11 protein-coding genes and 2 pseudogenes are annotated in these 15,894 nt (G+C 63.9%); 4 read left to right on the forward strand and 9 right to left on the reverse strand.

Features of this window, described 5'->3' with window-relative positions:
• Positions 1-3 precede the first annotated feature (3 nt).
• Complete coding sequence (locus IDM45_RS04960; RefSeq protein ID WP_209421877.1) at positions 4-141, reverse strand: hypothetical protein; 138 nt, start codon at positions 139-141, stop codon at positions 4-6.
• A 420-nt stretch (positions 142-561) separates the two neighbouring features.
• Between IDM45_RS04960 and IDM45_RS04965 the strand changes: the two genes are divergently transcribed.
• From IDM45_RS04965 to IDM45_RS04975, 3 genes are all read left to right on the forward strand, one after another.
• Positions 562-6,405 (forward strand): ADP-ribosyltransferase-containing protein, encoded by a 5,844-nt coding sequence (locus IDM45_RS04965; RefSeq protein WP_209421878.1) that lies wholly within the window; start codon positions 562-564, stop codon positions 6,403-6,405.
• 45 nt (positions 6,406-6,450) lie between these two features.
• Positions 6,451-7,677 (forward strand): IS256 family transposase, encoded by a 1,227-nt coding sequence (locus IDM45_RS04970; protein WP_209421876.1) that lies wholly within the window; start codon positions 6,451-6,453, stop codon positions 7,675-7,677.
• 668 nt (positions 7,678-8,345) lie between these two features.
• The gene (locus IDM45_RS04975) at positions 8,346-8,660 is read left to right on the forward strand and encodes a DUF736 domain-containing protein (protein WP_209421879.1); all 315 of its coding nucleotides are present in this window, start codon (positions 8,346-8,348) and stop codon (positions 8,658-8,660) included.
• A 72-nt stretch (positions 8,661-8,732) separates the two neighbouring features.
• Here IDM45_RS04975 and IDM45_RS04980 read toward each other — a convergent pair whose 3' ends face one another.
• The gene (locus IDM45_RS04980; protein WP_209421880.1) at positions 8,733-9,230 is read right to left on the reverse strand and encodes a BrnT family toxin; all 498 of its coding nucleotides are present in this window, start codon (positions 9,228-9,230) and stop codon (positions 8,733-8,735) included.
• Between the two features lie 256 nt (positions 9,231-9,486).
• Positions 9,487-9,780, reverse strand: coding sequence for a helix-turn-helix domain-containing protein (locus IDM45_RS04985; RefSeq protein ID WP_209421881.1), 294 nt, complete (start codon positions 9,778-9,780; stop codon positions 9,487-9,489).
• A 285-nt stretch (positions 9,781-10,065) separates the two neighbouring features.
• Here IDM45_RS04985 and IDM45_RS04990 point away from each other — a divergent pair, with 285 nt between their 5' ends.
• Positions 10,066-10,407: a DUF2958 domain-containing protein gene (locus IDM45_RS04990; protein ID WP_209421882.1), complete on the forward strand. Its 342-nt coding sequence runs from the start codon at positions 10,066-10,068 to the stop codon at positions 10,405-10,407.
• Here the strand turns inward: IDM45_RS04990 and IDM45_RS04995 are convergent.
• From IDM45_RS04995 to IDM45_RS05020, 6 genes and pseudogenes are all read right to left on the reverse strand, one after another.
• Positions 10,361-11,168: pseudogene (locus IDM45_RS04995) on the reverse strand (transposase). The gene IDM45_RS04990 and the pseudogene IDM45_RS04995 overlap by 47 nt on opposite strands.
• A gap of 321 nt (positions 11,169-11,489) precedes the next feature.
• On the reverse strand, positions 11,490-12,773 hold the full coding sequence (locus IDM45_RS05000) for a hypothetical protein (protein ID WP_209421883.1): 1,284 nt from the start codon (positions 12,771-12,773) through the stop codon (positions 11,490-11,492).
• A gap of 25 nt (positions 12,774-12,798) precedes the next feature.
• A complete protein-coding gene (locus tag IDM45_RS05005; protein WP_012479502.1) occupies positions 12,799-13,104 on the reverse strand; it encodes a helix-turn-helix domain-containing protein in 306 nt (101 codons plus the stop codon).
• Complete coding sequence (locus IDM45_RS05010; RefSeq protein WP_209421884.1) at positions 13,085-13,468, reverse strand: type II toxin-antitoxin system RelE/ParE family toxin; 384 nt, start codon at positions 13,466-13,468, stop codon at positions 13,085-13,087. The genes IDM45_RS05005 and IDM45_RS05010 overlap by 20 nt, the downstream gene beginning before the upstream one ends.
• A gap of 139 nt (positions 13,469-13,607) precedes the next feature.
• Positions 13,608-14,279 (reverse strand): annotated as a pseudogene (locus IDM45_RS05015) (site-specific integrase); the annotation flags it as partial.
• A 36-nt stretch (positions 14,280-14,315) separates the two neighbouring features.
• On the reverse strand, positions 14,316-15,542 hold the full coding sequence (locus IDM45_RS05020) for an IS256 family transposase (RefSeq protein ID WP_209421876.1): 1,227 nt from the start codon (positions 15,540-15,542) through the stop codon (positions 14,316-14,318).
• Positions 15,543-15,894 lie beyond the last annotated feature (352 nt).

The raw sequence follows: 15,894 nt of genomic DNA on the forward strand, positions 1-15,894 counted from the left end.
CCCTCATTCCACAGCTTGACGGGTGACGATGGAGACAGCCTCGGCCAGCTCATGGCGCGGAATCTGGCGGTAGCCGACGCGGAAGTGGCTCTTGAGCTTAGACCAGGCGCCCCCAGCCTCAAAGAAGGGCTGACCGGCCAAGTCACTTCTGACTTGGGGGCGGTCGTGCTGCTACATTCCCCGCGGGAGAACGCATGGCATCGAAATTCACCAAGGAGCAGAAGGAGGGCTTGGCCCGCTTCATCGACACCATCGCGGCATCGGCCTTCATCGGTGGCGTGGTGGGCGCTGCAGGGCACAGCGTCTTGAGCAGGCTGGAGATTGGCATCCTGTTTGCGGCCTGCCCTATACTTCTCGCATTCTCTTGGCGTCTAAGGAGGCCTACACCATGATTACCGCCATCATCCTGTTCGTCGTGATCGCTGGCTGCGTGACTTGGTACGTCACGACCCACTGAGCTTCTGGGCAGACCTTCCACATGGGCGCTTCGGCGCCCTTTGTCGTTTCTGAGGCACCCCTATAGGGTTTGCCGCCCGCCGGATGCCCCGCCATCCTGCGGGCATGGCTGCCAACTTCTTCGACCAGTTCGACCCCGCCAGCGCGAAGCCCGAGGGCGGCGGGAATTTCTTCGACCAGTTCGACCCAGGATCGGCCAAGCCGGCACCCGCCGGCGGCACCCTCTCCGATCTGGGCAAATCCCTCAAGGCCGGCGTGCAGCGCCTGCCTGGCGCCGTCGCTGGCCTGGCCGACCTGCCCATTGCCCTGGCCACGGGCGCGCGCCCGTTCACCGCCGCTGCTGACGCGCTGGGCGAGGCCACGGGCTTCCAGCCCGGCAAGTGGGCCGACGAGACGAAGTTCAGCGCCGGCTACGAGCAGGGCCGCGCCGCGGTGGACAAGGCGTGGGAAGAAGGCGGCGCGGGCAACATCGCCCGCGCCTACCTGGCCAACCCCGGCTATACCGCCAACCAGGTGGCCGAGTCCTTGCCCGGCATGGTGGCGAGCGGCCTGGCGGGCCGCGTCCTGATGGGAGCCGGCGCCGTGGCGGGCCGCGCTGCCACGGCTGCGGCGCCAGCGCGTGCTGCCGTGCCTGGCGCGCTGGAGCGCGCCGTGGGCGAGCGCGCCGCCACCGCCATTGCGGCAGGCGCGGGCGAGGGCGCCGTGACCGCCGGCCAGCAAATGGCCGAGTACCAGGGCGAGGACGCGCAGCGCGGCGCTGCGGGCGCGCTGGGCGCGGGCCTGGGCACGGCGCTGATTGGCGCTGGCGCAGGCCGGGTGGCGAATGCCTGGGGCTTGGAGACGGCTGAGACCGCCCTGGTGCGCGCCGGGCGCGGCGCTGGCGACAACGTGCCGGCATCGGCCAAGCGCCGCATCCTGGGCGGCATGGTGTCTGAGGCGCTACTGCAGGAGCTGCCGCAGTCCGCGCAGGAGCAGATGTGGAGCAACTGGGCCGAGGGCAAGCCGCTGATGGAGGGCGTGGCGCGCGCCGGTACTGAAGGCGCCCTGGCTGGCGGCGTGATGGGCGCTGGCGCCAACTTGCGCGGCCCGCGCGCGCAGCAGCCGAGCCCTGCGCCGGATGCCCAGCCGCAGCCGGATGCCGCGCCGCTGCAACTGGGCCACACGCCCGACCCGCTGGTCGTGTTCCCGGACGGCACGGTAGGCCGGCGCGCCGAGGTGGATGCCTACCTGGCCAGCCTGCCCGAGGATCAGCAGACCGCCGCGCGCGCGGCGTTGTATGGCTATGCGGCGCAGCCGGCTGAGCCAACCACTTCACCCGGCGCTGCTGATCCGGCAGCGCAGCCCGAGCGCCCGCGCACCATGATCGAGGCGCTGCAGGCCGAGACTGCCCTGGGCGCACAGGCGCCGCGCGACGGCATCGACTTCACGCGCGAGTTCGACCATGGCGGCCTGACCCTGCAAGATCCGGCTGAGACCGAGCGCGCGCGCGCCGCCAGCATCGACTACGAAGCCACCCCCATCGAGCCGCAGTGGGAGACCGCCGCTGGCGCTGCACCTGAGCGACTGCCGGGCCTGGACATGCCCGCGCGCGAGGTCGATGTGGGCACGCTGGAGCTGGATACGCGCACGCCGTCGCAGCGTCTGGGCATCGACCCGGCTGCCGGGCCGCTGTCGCGTGCGGCAACGCAGGCGGTGGACGCCGCGCCGGCGCACCCGGGCAACGCTGCCCAATTGGCGGCGCCCGCTGGCGGGGCGAGTGCCTACGACCTGGGGGGGCAGGCGTTTCGCAGTGGCGCCGCCCGCCAGGAGCTGGCTGCCATCCCCAATGTCGCCACCCGGCTGCAGCACCTGCGCGGCTACGACGACGCCGCGCGCCAGGCGGGTGCAGGCTCTGGCCCTGGCCCGCAGGCGCAGGCGCCGGCGCAGGGCGCGCCCATGGATGGGCTGAGCGGCCTGCGCCCCGAGGGCTGGCGCAAGACCATGCTCAAGGCCGTGCCGGTGGCCCAGGCTTTGGGCATCGACACGAAGGGCAAGCGCCTGGCGCAAGTGGTGGCCGAGGTCGAGGCGCTCGATGCGCGCGCCGCCCATGAGCCGCCGGCGCCAGCGGCCAGCGCTGCGCCCCAAGGGGCAGCGCCAGAAACGGTCGTTGGTCTTGCTGGGCAAGCGCAGAATGCTACAGAAAGTGTAGCTGCAACTGCGCCAATGACCACTGCCGCAGCACCCGTTGCTGCGACGACTTCCCCCGCCGCGCCTGCGGCATCCACCCTAGGAGACAGCCTTGCCAGCCAAGCCCAAGCCATCCAAGCAAGCCCGCAACAGCAAGAAGCAGGCAATCCGCCGCCTGCTGGCCGAGCAGCAGCAGGAGAAGCGGGCGCAGTACCTGCTGCCGCCGCGCAGGCTGGAGGAGGTGGCGTACAAGCGGATGGGCTGACGCCAGCGCAACCCGCCCCTGCTGCGCCAGCCGCCCCCGCCCCGCGCGGCGTGCTGGCCAAAAAGGCGCAGGCCGAGGAGGCCGCGCGCGCCGACTACTTCGCGCCGGGCAACATCGTGCGCGGCTACGACGGCTCGCTCGAACGTGTGCTGGCCTACAGCGCGCCGGATGCCGAAGGCGCCTGGTCGGTGCGCGTCATGCCGGTGGAGCGCTCCGGCGCCCAGTGGCGCGATGTGCCCGAGCGCGCACGCACGCACTCGACTGCGCCGACGGCGCGCGAACTCAAGGACGGGCCGGTCGAGCGTGCGCCGGCTGACGTGCAGGGCCAGGAGCAGGCGCCGATGTTCAGCCGCAGCGCTTCTGCGGCGCAGGCGCTGCCTGAGGTGGCGCAGCAGCTCAAGGACACCGAGCGCGCCTACGGCGGGCGCGCAGCCTACGACCGCGCCAAGGCTGCCGGCAAGACGAAGCTGGCCTATGGGCAGTGGGTGCAGGTGAGGACGCCGAATTTCAAGGCGTGGTTTGGCGACTGGCAGGCGCTGGCCGCGCAGCAGCGGCTGGATGCGATGGAGCCCGTCCGGGTGCGCGTGCCGGGTGAGTGGCATGGGCTCGGTCACGCAGAGCTGCGCGAGAAGCTGGCACTGGAGCTAGACCGCATGGTGCGCGAGAAGGTGGAGATTGAGCACCCGGAGCTGGGCGCCATTCGTGTGGGGCGCGCAGGGGCCAAAAAATCCCAGGGCGCGGCGCGTGACCCGGCGAAATCGTTGATCGTCGCGGACATCAAGGCACTGATTCCGGCGGCCATCTATGCCCGCTCCGAGGTGGCACGCGGCGACGGCCCGGACATTGCCGGTTACTCGACGCTGCTGGCCCGCGTAGAGGTGGCCGGTGTGCCATTGGTGGCCTCGTTCACGGTGCGCCACCAGTCGGACGGCCAGTGGTACTACAACGCGGTTGCGCTGCACGACGCCAAAGAAAAAGCCCAGGATTCCTATGGGCGTCCTGACCAGCAAGCCGGTTCAAGTGTCGCCCCTATCGCTGGGCTTTCCGACTTTGTACGCCGCCCGCTGGCGCGTGTCAACCCTGCCGAGGTCTCCAAGGTGGTCGATCCGAGCACCGGCGAGCCGTTGGTGGTGTATCACGGCACTGGTGCCGACTTCTCGGTGTTCGATGACAAAAAGCGCGGCTCCAACACCCGCGAGGTGGATGCTCGCCAAGGTTTTTTCCTGTCATCCTCGACTGAAATCGCCAGCGAGTATGCCCAGGAGGCTGTTGCAGATGGCGGGGCCAACATCATGCCCGCCTACGTGTCGCTGCAGAACCCCCTGGCCATCGACGAGGGTGGGCGTGACTACGATGCAGCCCGCTTTCGTGACTACATCCTGCAGGCCAAAGAGCAAGGCCACGACGGTGTGCTCCTGCGCAGCAGCGGCGATGGCATGTTCAAGAACGGCCTCACGGGCGATACCGTGATTGCCTTGCGGCCTGAGCAAATCAAGAGCGCCATCGGCAACAACGGCAACTTCAGCTCCAGCGACCCCGACATCCGGCGCAGCTTCGCCGGCCAGCAGGCCGCCACTGCCGACCAGCACGCGCTGGCATCGGCCCAGCAGCGCCTGGAGGCGGGCGAGGATGCCGAGGCCGTGCGGCGTGACACCGGCTGGCATCGTGGCGCCGATGGCAAGTGGCGCTTTGAGATCAGCGATGCGGATGCGCGGCTGAAGGTAGGCCACAAGGGCGTGCCTGTGTCGCAACTGCTGGCCGGTGTTGCGCAGATGCAGGCAGGCTGGTATCGACTGGCCGATTTGCTGGATCATCCGGCGCTGTTTGCCGCCTATCCCGACCTGGCGGCAATGCCCGTCAAGTTCATGCCCGGCTCGGCGATGGGTCAGGCAGATGGGAGATTCAACCCGTCCAATGGGACGCTTTATTTGCACGAGGACTTGGCGCAGCGGCAAGCGCTATCGACCTTGCTGCACGAGGTGCAGCACGGCATCCAGAACATCGAGGGCTTTGCCACGGGCGGCTCGCCGTCGCAGTTTGCGGGCGTTGATTTGGCGGCGCAGGCCGCGCTTGACCGGATCAATGAGCGGCTCAACAGCGGCGAGTACGACATGGACGAGTATGACGCGTTGCTGCAGCAAAAGCGTGACATTCTGAGCAGGGCAGGTACTGCGTCCCCGCGTGAGCTGTATCGCCGCCTGGCCGGCGAGGTCGAGGCCCGCAACACCCAGGCCCGCCAGAAGCTGACCGACGAACAGCGCAGCGCCACGCCGCCCGGCGCCACTGCCGACGTGGCCGATACCGACGTGATCGTCACATTCAACGGCCAGGAGATGGCCAGCGCGCCGATGCCGGCCAATGCCGCCGGCTTCGACTTTGACGCCATGCGCCGCACCGTACTGGGAGAGGGCGCTGCTGCAGCGCCGAGCGGCGCCACCACCACGCAGGTGGCCGGCGCCATCCGCCGCGCCTACGGCAGCTTGCTGGACAAGCTGCAGGCCAAGGGTCTGGTGACGCTGGTGCAGTCCGAGGATGAGGCGGTGGAGGCCGCAGCGCAGGCGCGCGCAGCCAAGACGGGCGAGGCGCTGGAGCGCGCGCGGGCCAGTCTGATGGCCAGTGTCCAGAGCAGCCGCTCGCCTATGAAGTCGGTGGAGGCCAACATCCGCCGTGGCCGCGAGGCCCTGGCGCGGGCGCTCAACGGCAAGACCAGCGTGCATCGGGCCATGTACCGCAACGGCCTGGGGTGGGTGGATTTTGTGTGGGGCGATGAGGGGGGCGCTGTCAAAAGAAACGGCTCGCGCCCTGGCGAGAAGGGGATCGCACACATCCTGGAAGCGAGGCAGCGCAAGGACGGGTTGCCCGAAGCGAAGGCGCTCAGGCTGCTCGATGGTCTGATAGAAACCATTGCGAACGGCGCTGAGGTGCGCCGGCGCGAATTGGGCGGCTCCATCCGCGCGGTCGTCGGACTGCGCAACATGGAGGCCATCCTCGTAAAAACCCCCGGCAGCAACGCATGGATGCTGACGGGGTGGGAAGTGAAGCCCGATGCAACGGCGGCGGCCAATGACACCAGCCGCGCTACGCACGACCAGGCTGACTCTAGCGACCTGGCGGTGGGGGCGGGCGAGTCCAGTGTGGCACAAGGCAGCCTGGACATCAAGCGCAGCGCCGCTGGCGCCGTCGAGGGCTTCTTCGACCCGGTATCGGGCCAGTCCTTTCTGGTGGCCGATGGCTTGAGCGAGGCCACGGCGCCGGGCACGCTGATGCACGAGGTCGGCATCCACATGGCGGCTGACGGCACGCTGGCGCCCTTGTTCGAGCGCGCTCAGGCGCTGGTGCAAGAGGGGGGCAGCGACTTCCTGCGCCGGGTCAAGGCCCGCATGGAATCCGCCGGCGAGGCCAGCGCCGAGGAGGCTGCCGCCTACATCGTCACCGAGTACGAGAACGCACGGGCGCTGGCGCCGACTTCGGTGCGCCAGTGGGTGCGCTCAAGGGAGGGTGTGCAGAAATTTGTGTAAACGGACAATCCACCGCCGGCGCAAGCCGGCCTGTCCGTAAGCACAATGAACACCAAGAAACACGACGTACCCGAAGAACTGCTCTCTGGCCTGCTGGCCAACTACAAGAAGCCCGAAGACCTCATCGGCGAGAACGGACTGCTCAAGCAGTTGACCAAGCTGCTGGTCGAGCGAGCTTTGGACGCTGAGCTGACTGAGCACCTGGGCCATGAACGCAACGAGGCGGTGGCCAACCCCGCTGGCAACACCCGCAACGGCAAGAGCAAGAAGACCCTCAAGGGCGAGTTCGGCGAATTGCCCATCGAAGTGCCACGCGACCGCCATGGCAGCTTCGAGCCTCAGCTCATCCCCAAGCACCAGACCCGCTGGGCCGGCTTCGACGACAAAATCATCTCGCTGTACGCCCGTGGCATGACGGTGCGCGAGATACAGGCCCATCTCGAAGAGATGTATGGCACCGAGGTCTCACCCAGCTTGATTTCCTCGGTGACCGATGCCGTGGCCGATGAGGTCAAGGCCTGGCAGGCCAGACCGCTGGAGCCGATTTACCCCATCGTCTATCTGGACTGCATCCACGTGAAGGTGCGCGAGGGCGCGGTGCGGGTCAAGGCGGTGTACCTGGCCATCGGCATCACCATGACGGGCGAGAAGGAGGTGCTGGGTCTGTGGCTGGCGCAGACCGAGGGTGCCAAGTTCTGGCTGCAGGTTGTGACCGAACTGCGCAACCGGGGCGTGCAGGACATCTTCATTGCCTGTGTCGATGGGCTCAAGGGCTTCCCGGACGCCATTGAGGCGGTGTTCCCCAAGGCGGTGGTGCAACTGTGCATCGTTCACATGGTGCGCCACAGCCTGAACTACGTCTCATGCAAGCGCCGCAAGGAAGTGGCTGCCGACCTGCGCCGCATCTACACGGCCGCCACCGCCGAAGAGGCCGAGCTGATGCTCGCAGAGTTCGAGGCCCGATGGGATGCCGAGTACCTGCCCATCGGCCAGTCATGGCGCAGGAACTGGAGTCGCTTGACCCCGTTCTTTGACTACCCGCCGGAAATCCGCAAGGTCATCTACACCACCAACGCCATCGAGTCGGTCAACATGAGCCTGAGGAAGCTGACCAAGAACCGGGGCTCGTTCCCCAGCGACGAGGCGCTGACCAAGCTGTTCTACCTGGCGCTGCGCAACATCAGCCAGAAGTGGAACATGCCCATCCGCGATTGGAAGGCCGCGCTGACCCGCTTTACCATTCAGTTCGGAGACCGCATCTCCGTCAATTGAAGTCCGACCCGTTTACACAAAAATTCGGACACGCCCATCCCGACTTCGCCGTCACGGCCATTCGGCGTCAATCCCTCACGCCTTCGCGCCTGTGGCGCTGCGCGCTGCGCTTGCGGTGAAAGTCGCACCCCGCTGCAAGGGGCGGGGCTTGTGGGCCTACGCCCCGGCTTGCTGCTGCAGGTTGCACGAAAGCGTGCCGTCCTCGACGCTGGCGGTTCGTCGCCTGTACATCACGAAGGACGGTTTACCGACACGCCGCCCGGCCTTGCAATGGCGCTTCCACGCCACGCCTCAAGCAAGAGGCCGCCTGCTACGTCAAGGACGCTTTCACCTTGTCGCTGGGCATTGTCCTTGCCCGTGCCAGGGCGCAAGCCGGTGAAGCCGTCACGCGGGAAGCCGAGTCGGCCATGTTCCTTTCGGAGTGGGTCGGCCCAAGGCGTCCTGTCTGTTTGTGAATCCTGGCGGTAGCCGGGCTTCTATGGCTGCAACCTTCCAGCGAAAACAATTTCCCCTGCGCTGCGCGCATTCCTCGCGGGACAAGTTCTTTTCGCTTCCAGGCGCTCCACTGCGTTGCGCCCGCGAGCGGTGCAGCCAGCCCATCCCCCGCCGGTCGGATCACAACAGGACGCGATGGGCGCGAACCCTGTTCAACCGAAAGGAAATTCATCATGGCAAACATCGGCACCTTCACCGCAGAGAAAGACGGCTTCACCGGCACGCTTCGCACCCTGACCCTCAACGTCAAGGTCAAGCTGGTTGCCAACGCCAAGGGCGAGAACGAAAGCGCCCCCGACTTCCGCCTTCAGGCGGCCGGCCACGACATCGGCGCGGGGTGGAAGAAGACCAGCGAAGCCGGGCGGCCCTACGTGTCCGTATCCCTCGACGATCCTTCGTTCCCGGCAACCGTCTATGCCCGCCTGATCGAGAACGAGGACGGTACGCACGACCTGATCTGGTCGCGCAGCAAGCCCAAGGCGGCCTGACGACCGCCCACCGCGCCCCGCCCGTTGCGGCGGGGCGCGGTGCTGCTGATCGCAACACTGCCGCACATATGCCTATGGCGCTCCGCTTTCCGAACCTGGCGATGCAGGCTGAATCAGGTTTTTTTCTAGAATTTCCACACAACGGTCGATAAAACCTCGTCTTGCCTGTTCGTCGGGAATTATCTCTCCGAGAACCTGCGCTATGGTTTCTTCGTATTTTTTCTTTTTTGAACTCAAAAGCCTTGCAGAAATGAATCTGAATTTTCCGTTTCTATGGTTCGCAATAGAAATGGTGTAGTTCATCTCCTTGATGCCGGGAGGAGGAATTTCTAGCTCATCTCCATCGCGTTTTAGATCAAGGTCAGAGAAGATTACGCATCTTTCACCATCCGCCTCATTAGGGATGGGAACTAGCAATGTTCCGAATTTTCTTGAGTAGCTAACGGCCTCGCCAAATCCAATGCCATGCTTGATGATATTCTGCCCATTCTTCGGTGGATCATATTCATAAAGTTCGTTGTTTGAATATGGATGCCCTTTATATGGAATAGACTCGTAAAATTCTGGCATCAAGCATTTGAGCGCATAGGCTTCAATGTCAGGTTTGCAGCTGTAACTGGCCTGAATACCCCTCGGATGAATTTGAAAAGCAAGTCCTTTCGAGCTTCGGGTAATCCTTGGTGCTTGATCCTTTCCTCAAACTCTTCCCTGCTGAGGTCTTTGATGGCTTGCCAAGCTTCAGATATGTCCATTTCGCATCCTGCTTTCTTAACTTTGAATTTCTTACCCCAGTAAGCCAGCAGCTTACAGAGCGTAGCGTGGCAACTCACGGCGCGTCGTGCTTTTTCAGCACGGTCTCGAATTCTTGGCGCACCTGCGCCAGCAGTTCGTCGGCCTTGTGCGTGTCGTTGCCAGCGTAGGCCAGGGTCAACAGCGTGAGCGGATGCACTTCCATGACCTCGCACAGTTCGGTCAGCTTGTGCAGGGTGGGGCTTTTCAGATCGCGCTCCAACGTACTCATATAGGTGCGGCTGGACACGTCGGAGAACGCTTCCTGGCTCAAGCCTCGCGCTTTCCTGACCGTCTTCAATGCCTTCGCCAACGAGTACGCTGCCGCCACCTATGGTTTCCTCGCAAAAACCAAGATGACAGCCCATTGCGCCCTATAGGACTACAATCTATAGTGTTCATTTGGTGTTGTTCTACGCTTTCGTGCCTTTACGGAAATCCGCATCTGCGGATGGCTCCAAATCCAGGGAACCGCATTCGTGTCTTTACTGACTTGCACCCATGCACCTTCGTGCCTTTGTGCTTCTGCGGATTCGCGGGCTTGCGTCTTTGTGTTTGTCTGCGGTGGCACAGATACGTTTCGGCGGTTTCGAGCATTCGGGGAAGAACCGCGCTCATGAACCCGCTCATCACTGACGCAGACCGCGCGCACCTGCTCGCCAAGGGCGAGGCGCGCACCACCGATCCGCTGCCGGTCGTGCGCCTGTTCACCCCGGACGCGCATGCGACGTGGCTGCTGGTGTCGCTCGATCCCACTGACGGCGATACTGCCCACGGCCTGATCGACTTGGGGATTGGCATGCCAGCACTGGGTACGGTGAAGCTGTCAGACCTGGCCGCTATCGTCGGGCCGCGCCAGCAGCCCGTGAGGCGGGAGGCTCCTCGTCGATTCGTGTGGAATCTGACAGGCACTACACATGGCGGTAGCCCGTGTCATTGCCAGGCTCAGCCATCTTGAATGGGCTTTGCGGCAAATCCTTGAGCCGGCCCATGCGCAGATGCGCAATCGCGATGAAGTTCTTGGCTGTGCGAAAGCCCCGGGCCGCCCGCTTGACCTGCTGCAGCAGCCCGTTCATGGCCTCCACATAGGCGTTGGAGCGGTTGTCCAGCATCCCCCGCACGACGCCATCGAAGTGTTCGGTGATGGTCTTGGCCAGACGCACAAAGGGCTTCAGGCGGCTTCGCCTGGCCCAGCTGAGCCAGCGCCTGAGCTCAAGCTGCGCGCTGCCCGAATCGTTGTGTTCACGCGCCCTGGCGTACACCTCACGCAAACTCATCTTCATGCGCCAGGCACGGGCAGACTGAAGATGCGAGCGCTGCAGCCAGTGCATGGCGGCGGCTTGCCTGGCCCTCCAGCCCTGCGGGTTCTTGCGCATGCCCCACATCAAGCCCTTGCGGGTTTCGCTGTCCTTGTCACCAAAGACCTCCGTGACCGCCTTGGGGTGGCTGCGCCACTCGCTGGTGCGCACCTGGTCCATGGCCTGGCAGCCAGGCTTCGTATTGAAAGAAGTCCAGGTGGCGCCAGCAGCGGCGCAGCCGGTCGTGGATGCCTTGCTCGGCCAGGCCGCAGTGCGGGCAAGCCAGGCGCTTGGCGCTGCAGCGCACTTCAAAGTCGATGCGCCGGCGGGCCGTCTCAAGCTGCACCTGCACCACCTCCCAGGGCGGCTGCAGGCCCAGTGCCGTGGTGAACAACGCCTCGATCCCTGCTCCTGCGGTCATGTCGGTTTGCTTCTTTCTTCTGATCTACTCAGTGTTGCCCCAGGGGCCAATTGTGGGTGTTGGGATCCACACGAATCGACGAGGAGCCAGCTCGATGGCATGACGTAGGCTTCCTGAATCTGGTCAGCCGTCGCGCCGACAGTTCTGGCCTTGGGAATCGGGCTCTATCAGTGCAGCACCGAACGATGAAAAGGACGGTTGCGTCATGGTCGTGCTCCGGTTGTTCGGGCGGAATTGCCCAGAACCGTGGCCAGTACGGCGCAGCGTAAGCAATCAGCTATTCGGCTATTCGGCTACCTGATGATTTTTGGCATCGCGTGGTTACGACTCTGCGGCCGACGTTTCATGATCGCGGCGTAAATCGGACACCACTGCGATCAGCCGGTTGATCGGCTCGGCCAATCGCTTGGGCAGCACACAGTGTTGGGTATGGATACCCTGCTCGGCAATCCAGCGATGGGCGATCCAGACATCCTCCTCTGGATCGTTGTTGTTCACGCCGTTGCAATACTTGTAGCCGACAAGTGCATCGGCATGGGAAAGCAGCAGTCGCGCCATCGTCATATGAAAACGATGGGCCTGAAGATCCGCAGTGTTTCGAGGGCGAGGAAGAGTCAAACGCAGGCACCGCTGGCTATTGAAGTCCTTCCAATCAGGCCCGGCAACTTCCCCTGCGCGCTCCAGCATCTTGCGTGATTGTTCACTTTTTCCGTTGACCAACGCGACCGCAACAGCTCCCTTCGGGTATTCCAGCCTTTCCGCCAGCAAGTTCATCCAGTGCGCCAGCTTTTGCAAGGTTGCATCATCTGCGAACACTAGGAACTGGTGACGTTGCTCGTCATCGAGGAATGCTGGCAACTGGGCGTAGAGGGGGTACAGCAGGTCATGGAGATAGATGTACGTTTGCCGGCGCCCTTGTTCGTGGCTGCGCGTGGTGGCGGTCAATGCCTGCTGCGCCCATTCTGGCGTCAACTCGTCGATCGACATTTCCGTGATGTCGATGGAGATGAGCGGGAACCCCAGCGACTTACCGATCAGTGCCTTACGTCCGTCGAAGGCATGGCCAAGCTCGATTTCCACGCCACCCAAAACCATTGGCTCCGCTTGGACAGGCGGCCCAAGCACCGCAACATCGAGCCGGAATCGGCTGCCGAAGGGTGTATCCAATGGATGCTCGGTCGCTACACGATCAGCGCCGAGCAATAGGTTACCTTCCAGCGGGTAGTCTGATGCATCCGCATCCTTGAACCACCACGGCATGGCAAGCCGGGCATCCAGACGCCGACCAAGCTCTGCCGCGATCAACTCTTTTGCGCGCCGATGCTCTTGGCTTTCCTGTACGGCCCGCTGCCGGTTGGTTTCTTCGTCATCAAAGTGCGCCCTGAGGTCGTAGATGCGATCAACGGGCAATTGCCGGAAATGGGAGCGCCGACGCAGCTTTCCATCTTCAAAGATAGGGCTGACCCACGTCACCATTTGCCACAAAGCATCGGGAGACACCAACGGCCATAACTTGCGCGCATGTTCCCGGCTGCGAACATCGCGCGCCACAATCCGGGTCTGAAACAGGCCCTTGCGGGAGAAAACGACTACGGCTTCATCCATGCGTGGCAGTCACCAGTGCGGGGCACTAGATGATGGCTTGCAAGCCCTTGTCGGCGATGATGTTCAGCAGTTTGAGCGCCGGGCCGGCCGGGTGGGTATCGCCTTGCTCCCATTTGCGCACCGTCGAAGCAGTCGTGTGCAGATGCAGCGCGAACACCGGCTGGCTGAACTTCAGTTCTTCGCGCAGGTGTTTGATGTCGGCAGCACTGAACTCCCGCACTGGCGGCGGGCAGATGGCATCGAACTCGCGCATCGTTACCTTGCCGATTGCGCCAGCGTCATGCAGCGCAGCCAAGTCGCCGCGCAGGGATTCAATGAGCTTGCTCGTCACAACACACCTCCAGTAGAACGCCGGACTCCAGCGCTTTCGCCAAGTTCTCTGCCGACAGTTCCAGAAACACCTTGCCAGCGAACTGCAACGCCTTCCTTTCGTGCTGAGTGATATTCGCCTTGTTGCTCTTGGGGAACCCATGCAGGAACACATAGCTGCTGCCGATCCGTGCCGACAGCAGCGTCCGATAGCCGCCGCTTTTGCCGCCACCAGGGCGCGCTACCCGCTTCTTGTAGAGAAAGCCGCCCAGGTCAGCATCAACCAGACCGGCCTCCATCTCCTGGACTGCTTTGCACAAAGCGGCGTCAGGTAGCCTTTCGCTGGCCTGCCACCGTGCAAAGTCCCTGCGTTTGAAGACGGTCATATTTGGCACTCCCGAAAACTATACCCGAAACGGGCATGGTTTGCCAGTTCAACTTTCGGCTTTCTCGGCGTTGGAGAGGATTCGCCAGACAATGTCTGGCGGATTGGCTTGTCGTCCATATACAGAAGCATTTCGCTGTTCATGCTGCGGCCTCCAGCGACTGGCGCTGCCCTGCGCCGGTGATGGCCTGACGCCGGCTGGCCACCAGTTCGGCCGCCTCGCGTACTGGCTTGTCTTCTGTGTGGACGTAGTGCATGAACATCGCTACGGTCTTGTGTCCTGTCAGTCTCATCCCTACCTTGGTCGGCACGCCCGAATTGGCAATGTCGGTGGTCGAGCGGTGGCGAATACCATGCGTGCCGACGTGCGGCACGCCGGCGGCCTTGAGCGCCCGGCACCAGCCGCCGTAGTGCTCGCCAAAGGTCAGGTGCTTGTCCGGGTCGTTGGGCGACGGCAGGACATACGGGCAGCCTTCCCGGCGCGGCGCCGTCGAGAGCAGCCGATAGGCTTCCGCGCTCATGGGCTTGGACATGCCGCCAGTCTTGCTGTCGGGCCAAACCACACGGCGGTTCTCGAAGTCCAGCCAAGCCCATTCGAGTGGGCAGATTTCGGAGCGCCGGGCGGCAAACTCGAATTGCAGCCGGATCGCCAGGGGGATGACGTAGTTCTCCAGCCCTTCGGCCTCCAACTTGTCCAGGTGGCGGTAGATCAGCGCCAATTCGCCATCCACGATGAGCCGGGTTTCCTTGCCCGGCGGGAACATCGGGACATGCCGGCACGGGTTCGTGCCGTCCGGGCGGTAGCCCCACACGGGCGTGTCCGAATTTTTGTGTAAACGGGTCGGACTTCAATTGACGGAGATGCGGTCTCCGAACTGAATGGTAAAGCGGGTCAGCGCGGCCTTCCAATCGCGGATGGGCATGTTCCACTTCTGGCTGATGTTGCGCAGCGCCAGGTAGAACAGCTTGGTCAGCGCCTCGTCGCTGGGGAACGAGCCCCGGTTCTTGGTCAGCTTCCTCAGGCTCATGTTGACCGACTCGATGGCGTTGGTGGTGTAGATGACCTTGCGGATTTCCGGCGGGTAGTCAAAGAACGGGGTCAAGCGACTCCAGTTCCTGCGCCATGACTGGCCGATGGGCAGGTACTCGGCATCCCATCGGGCCTCGAACTCTGCGAGCATCAGCTCGGCCTCTTCGGCGGTGGCGGCCGTGTAGATGCGGCGCAGGTCGGCAGCCACTTCCTTGCGGCGCTTGCATGAGACGTAGTTCAGGCTGTGGCGCACCATGTGAACGATGCACAGTTGCACCACCGCCTTGGGGAACACCGCCTCAATGGCGTCCGGGAAGCCCTTGAGCCCATCGACACAGGCAATGAAGATGTCCTGCACGCCCCGGTTGCGCAGTTCGGTCACAACCTGCAGCCAGAACTTGGCACCCTCGGTCTGCGCCAGCCACAGACCCAGCACCTCCTTCTCGCCCGTCATGGTGATGCCGATGGCCAGGTACACCGCCTTGACCCGCACCGCGCCCTCGCGCACCTTCACGTGGATGCAGTCCAGATAGACGATGGGGTAAATCGGCTCCAGCGGTCTGGCCTGCCAGGCCTTGACCTCATCGGCCACGGCATCGGTCACCGAGGAAATCAAGCTGGGTGAGACCTCGGTGCCATACATCTCTTCGAGATGGGCCTGTATCTCGCGCACCGTCATGCCACGGGCGTACAGCGAGATGATTTTGTCGTCGAAGCCGGCCCAGCGGGTCTGGTGCTTGGGGATGAGCTGAGGCTCGAAGCTGCCATGGCGGTCGCGTGGCACTTCGATGGGCAATTCGCCGAACTCGCCCTTGAGGGTCTTCTTGCTCTTGCCGTTGCGGGTGTTGCCAGCGGGGTTGGCCACCGCCTCGTTGCGTTCATGGCCCAGGTGCTCAGTCAGCTCAGCGTCCAAAGCTCGCTCGACCAGCAGCTTGGTCAACTGCTTGAGCAGTCCGTTCTCGCCGATGAGGTCTTCGGGCTTCTTGTAGTTGGCCAGCAGGCCAGAGAGCAGTTCTTCGGGTACGTCGTGTTTCTTGGTGTTCATTGTGCTTACGGACAGGCCGGCTTGCGCCGGCGGTGGATTGTCCGTTTACACAAATTTCTGCACACCCTCTGTTGCCACCGTCTTTCCTGAGTTCATCGCCCGCGACGGTCAGGAGCCCACGGACGTGGGCCGTCAAGGAGAAAAGCGTCAGGGTGGTGCGGCCCGCAAGCGCAGCTGAGGACACGGCCTGGCGCGCCTCGATGGCACGCGGACACGGGCTACAGTCGCGAGCAAGATGATGGAGTCAGGAGAGACGGATGGACATGGCAACGGCCGCCGCGATGTGCAAACCGCACGCAAGCGAAGCGCGCAGGCCCGAAGCTGGAAGTCGGGCCGTAGGCGTCAGGGATGT

The sequence above is a fragment of the Melaminivora jejuensis genome, from assembly GCF_017811175.1.
GTDB lineage: Bacteria > Pseudomonadota > Gammaproteobacteria > Burkholderiales > Burkholderiaceae_C > Melaminivora > Melaminivora jejuensis.

Bases quoted from the DNA above. Each gene is read 5' to 3' on its own strand.
- IDM45_RS04970 (WP_209421876.1), top strand. From the start codon at position 6,451: ATGAACACCAAGAAACACGACGTACCCGAAGAACTGCTCTCTGGCCTG.
- IDM45_RS04965 (WP_209421878.1), top strand. From the start codon at position 562: ATGGCTGCCAACTTCTTCGACCAGTTCGACCCCGCCAGCGCGAAGCCC.
- IDM45_RS05000 (WP_209421883.1), bottom strand. From the start codon at position 12,773: ATGGATGAAGCCGTAGTCGTTTTCTCCCGCAAGGGCCTGTTTCAGACC.
- IDM45_RS04980 (WP_209421880.1), bottom strand. From the start codon at position 9,230: ATGCCAGAATTTTACGAGTCTATTCCATATAAAGGGCATCCATATTCA.
- IDM45_RS04990 (WP_209421882.1), top strand. From the start codon at position 10,066: ATGAACCCGCTCATCACTGACGCAGACCGCGCGCACCTGCTCGCCAAG.
- IDM45_RS04975 (WP_209421879.1), top strand. From the start codon at position 8,346: ATGGCAAACATCGGCACCTTCACCGCAGAGAAAGACGGCTTCACCGGC.
- IDM45_RS05020 (WP_209421876.1), bottom strand. From the start codon at position 15,542: ATGAACACCAAGAAACACGACGTACCCGAAGAACTGCTCTCTGGCCTG.
- IDM45_RS05010 (WP_209421884.1), bottom strand. From the start codon at position 13,468: ATGACCGTCTTCAAACGCAGGGACTTTGCACGGTGGCAGGCCAGCGAA.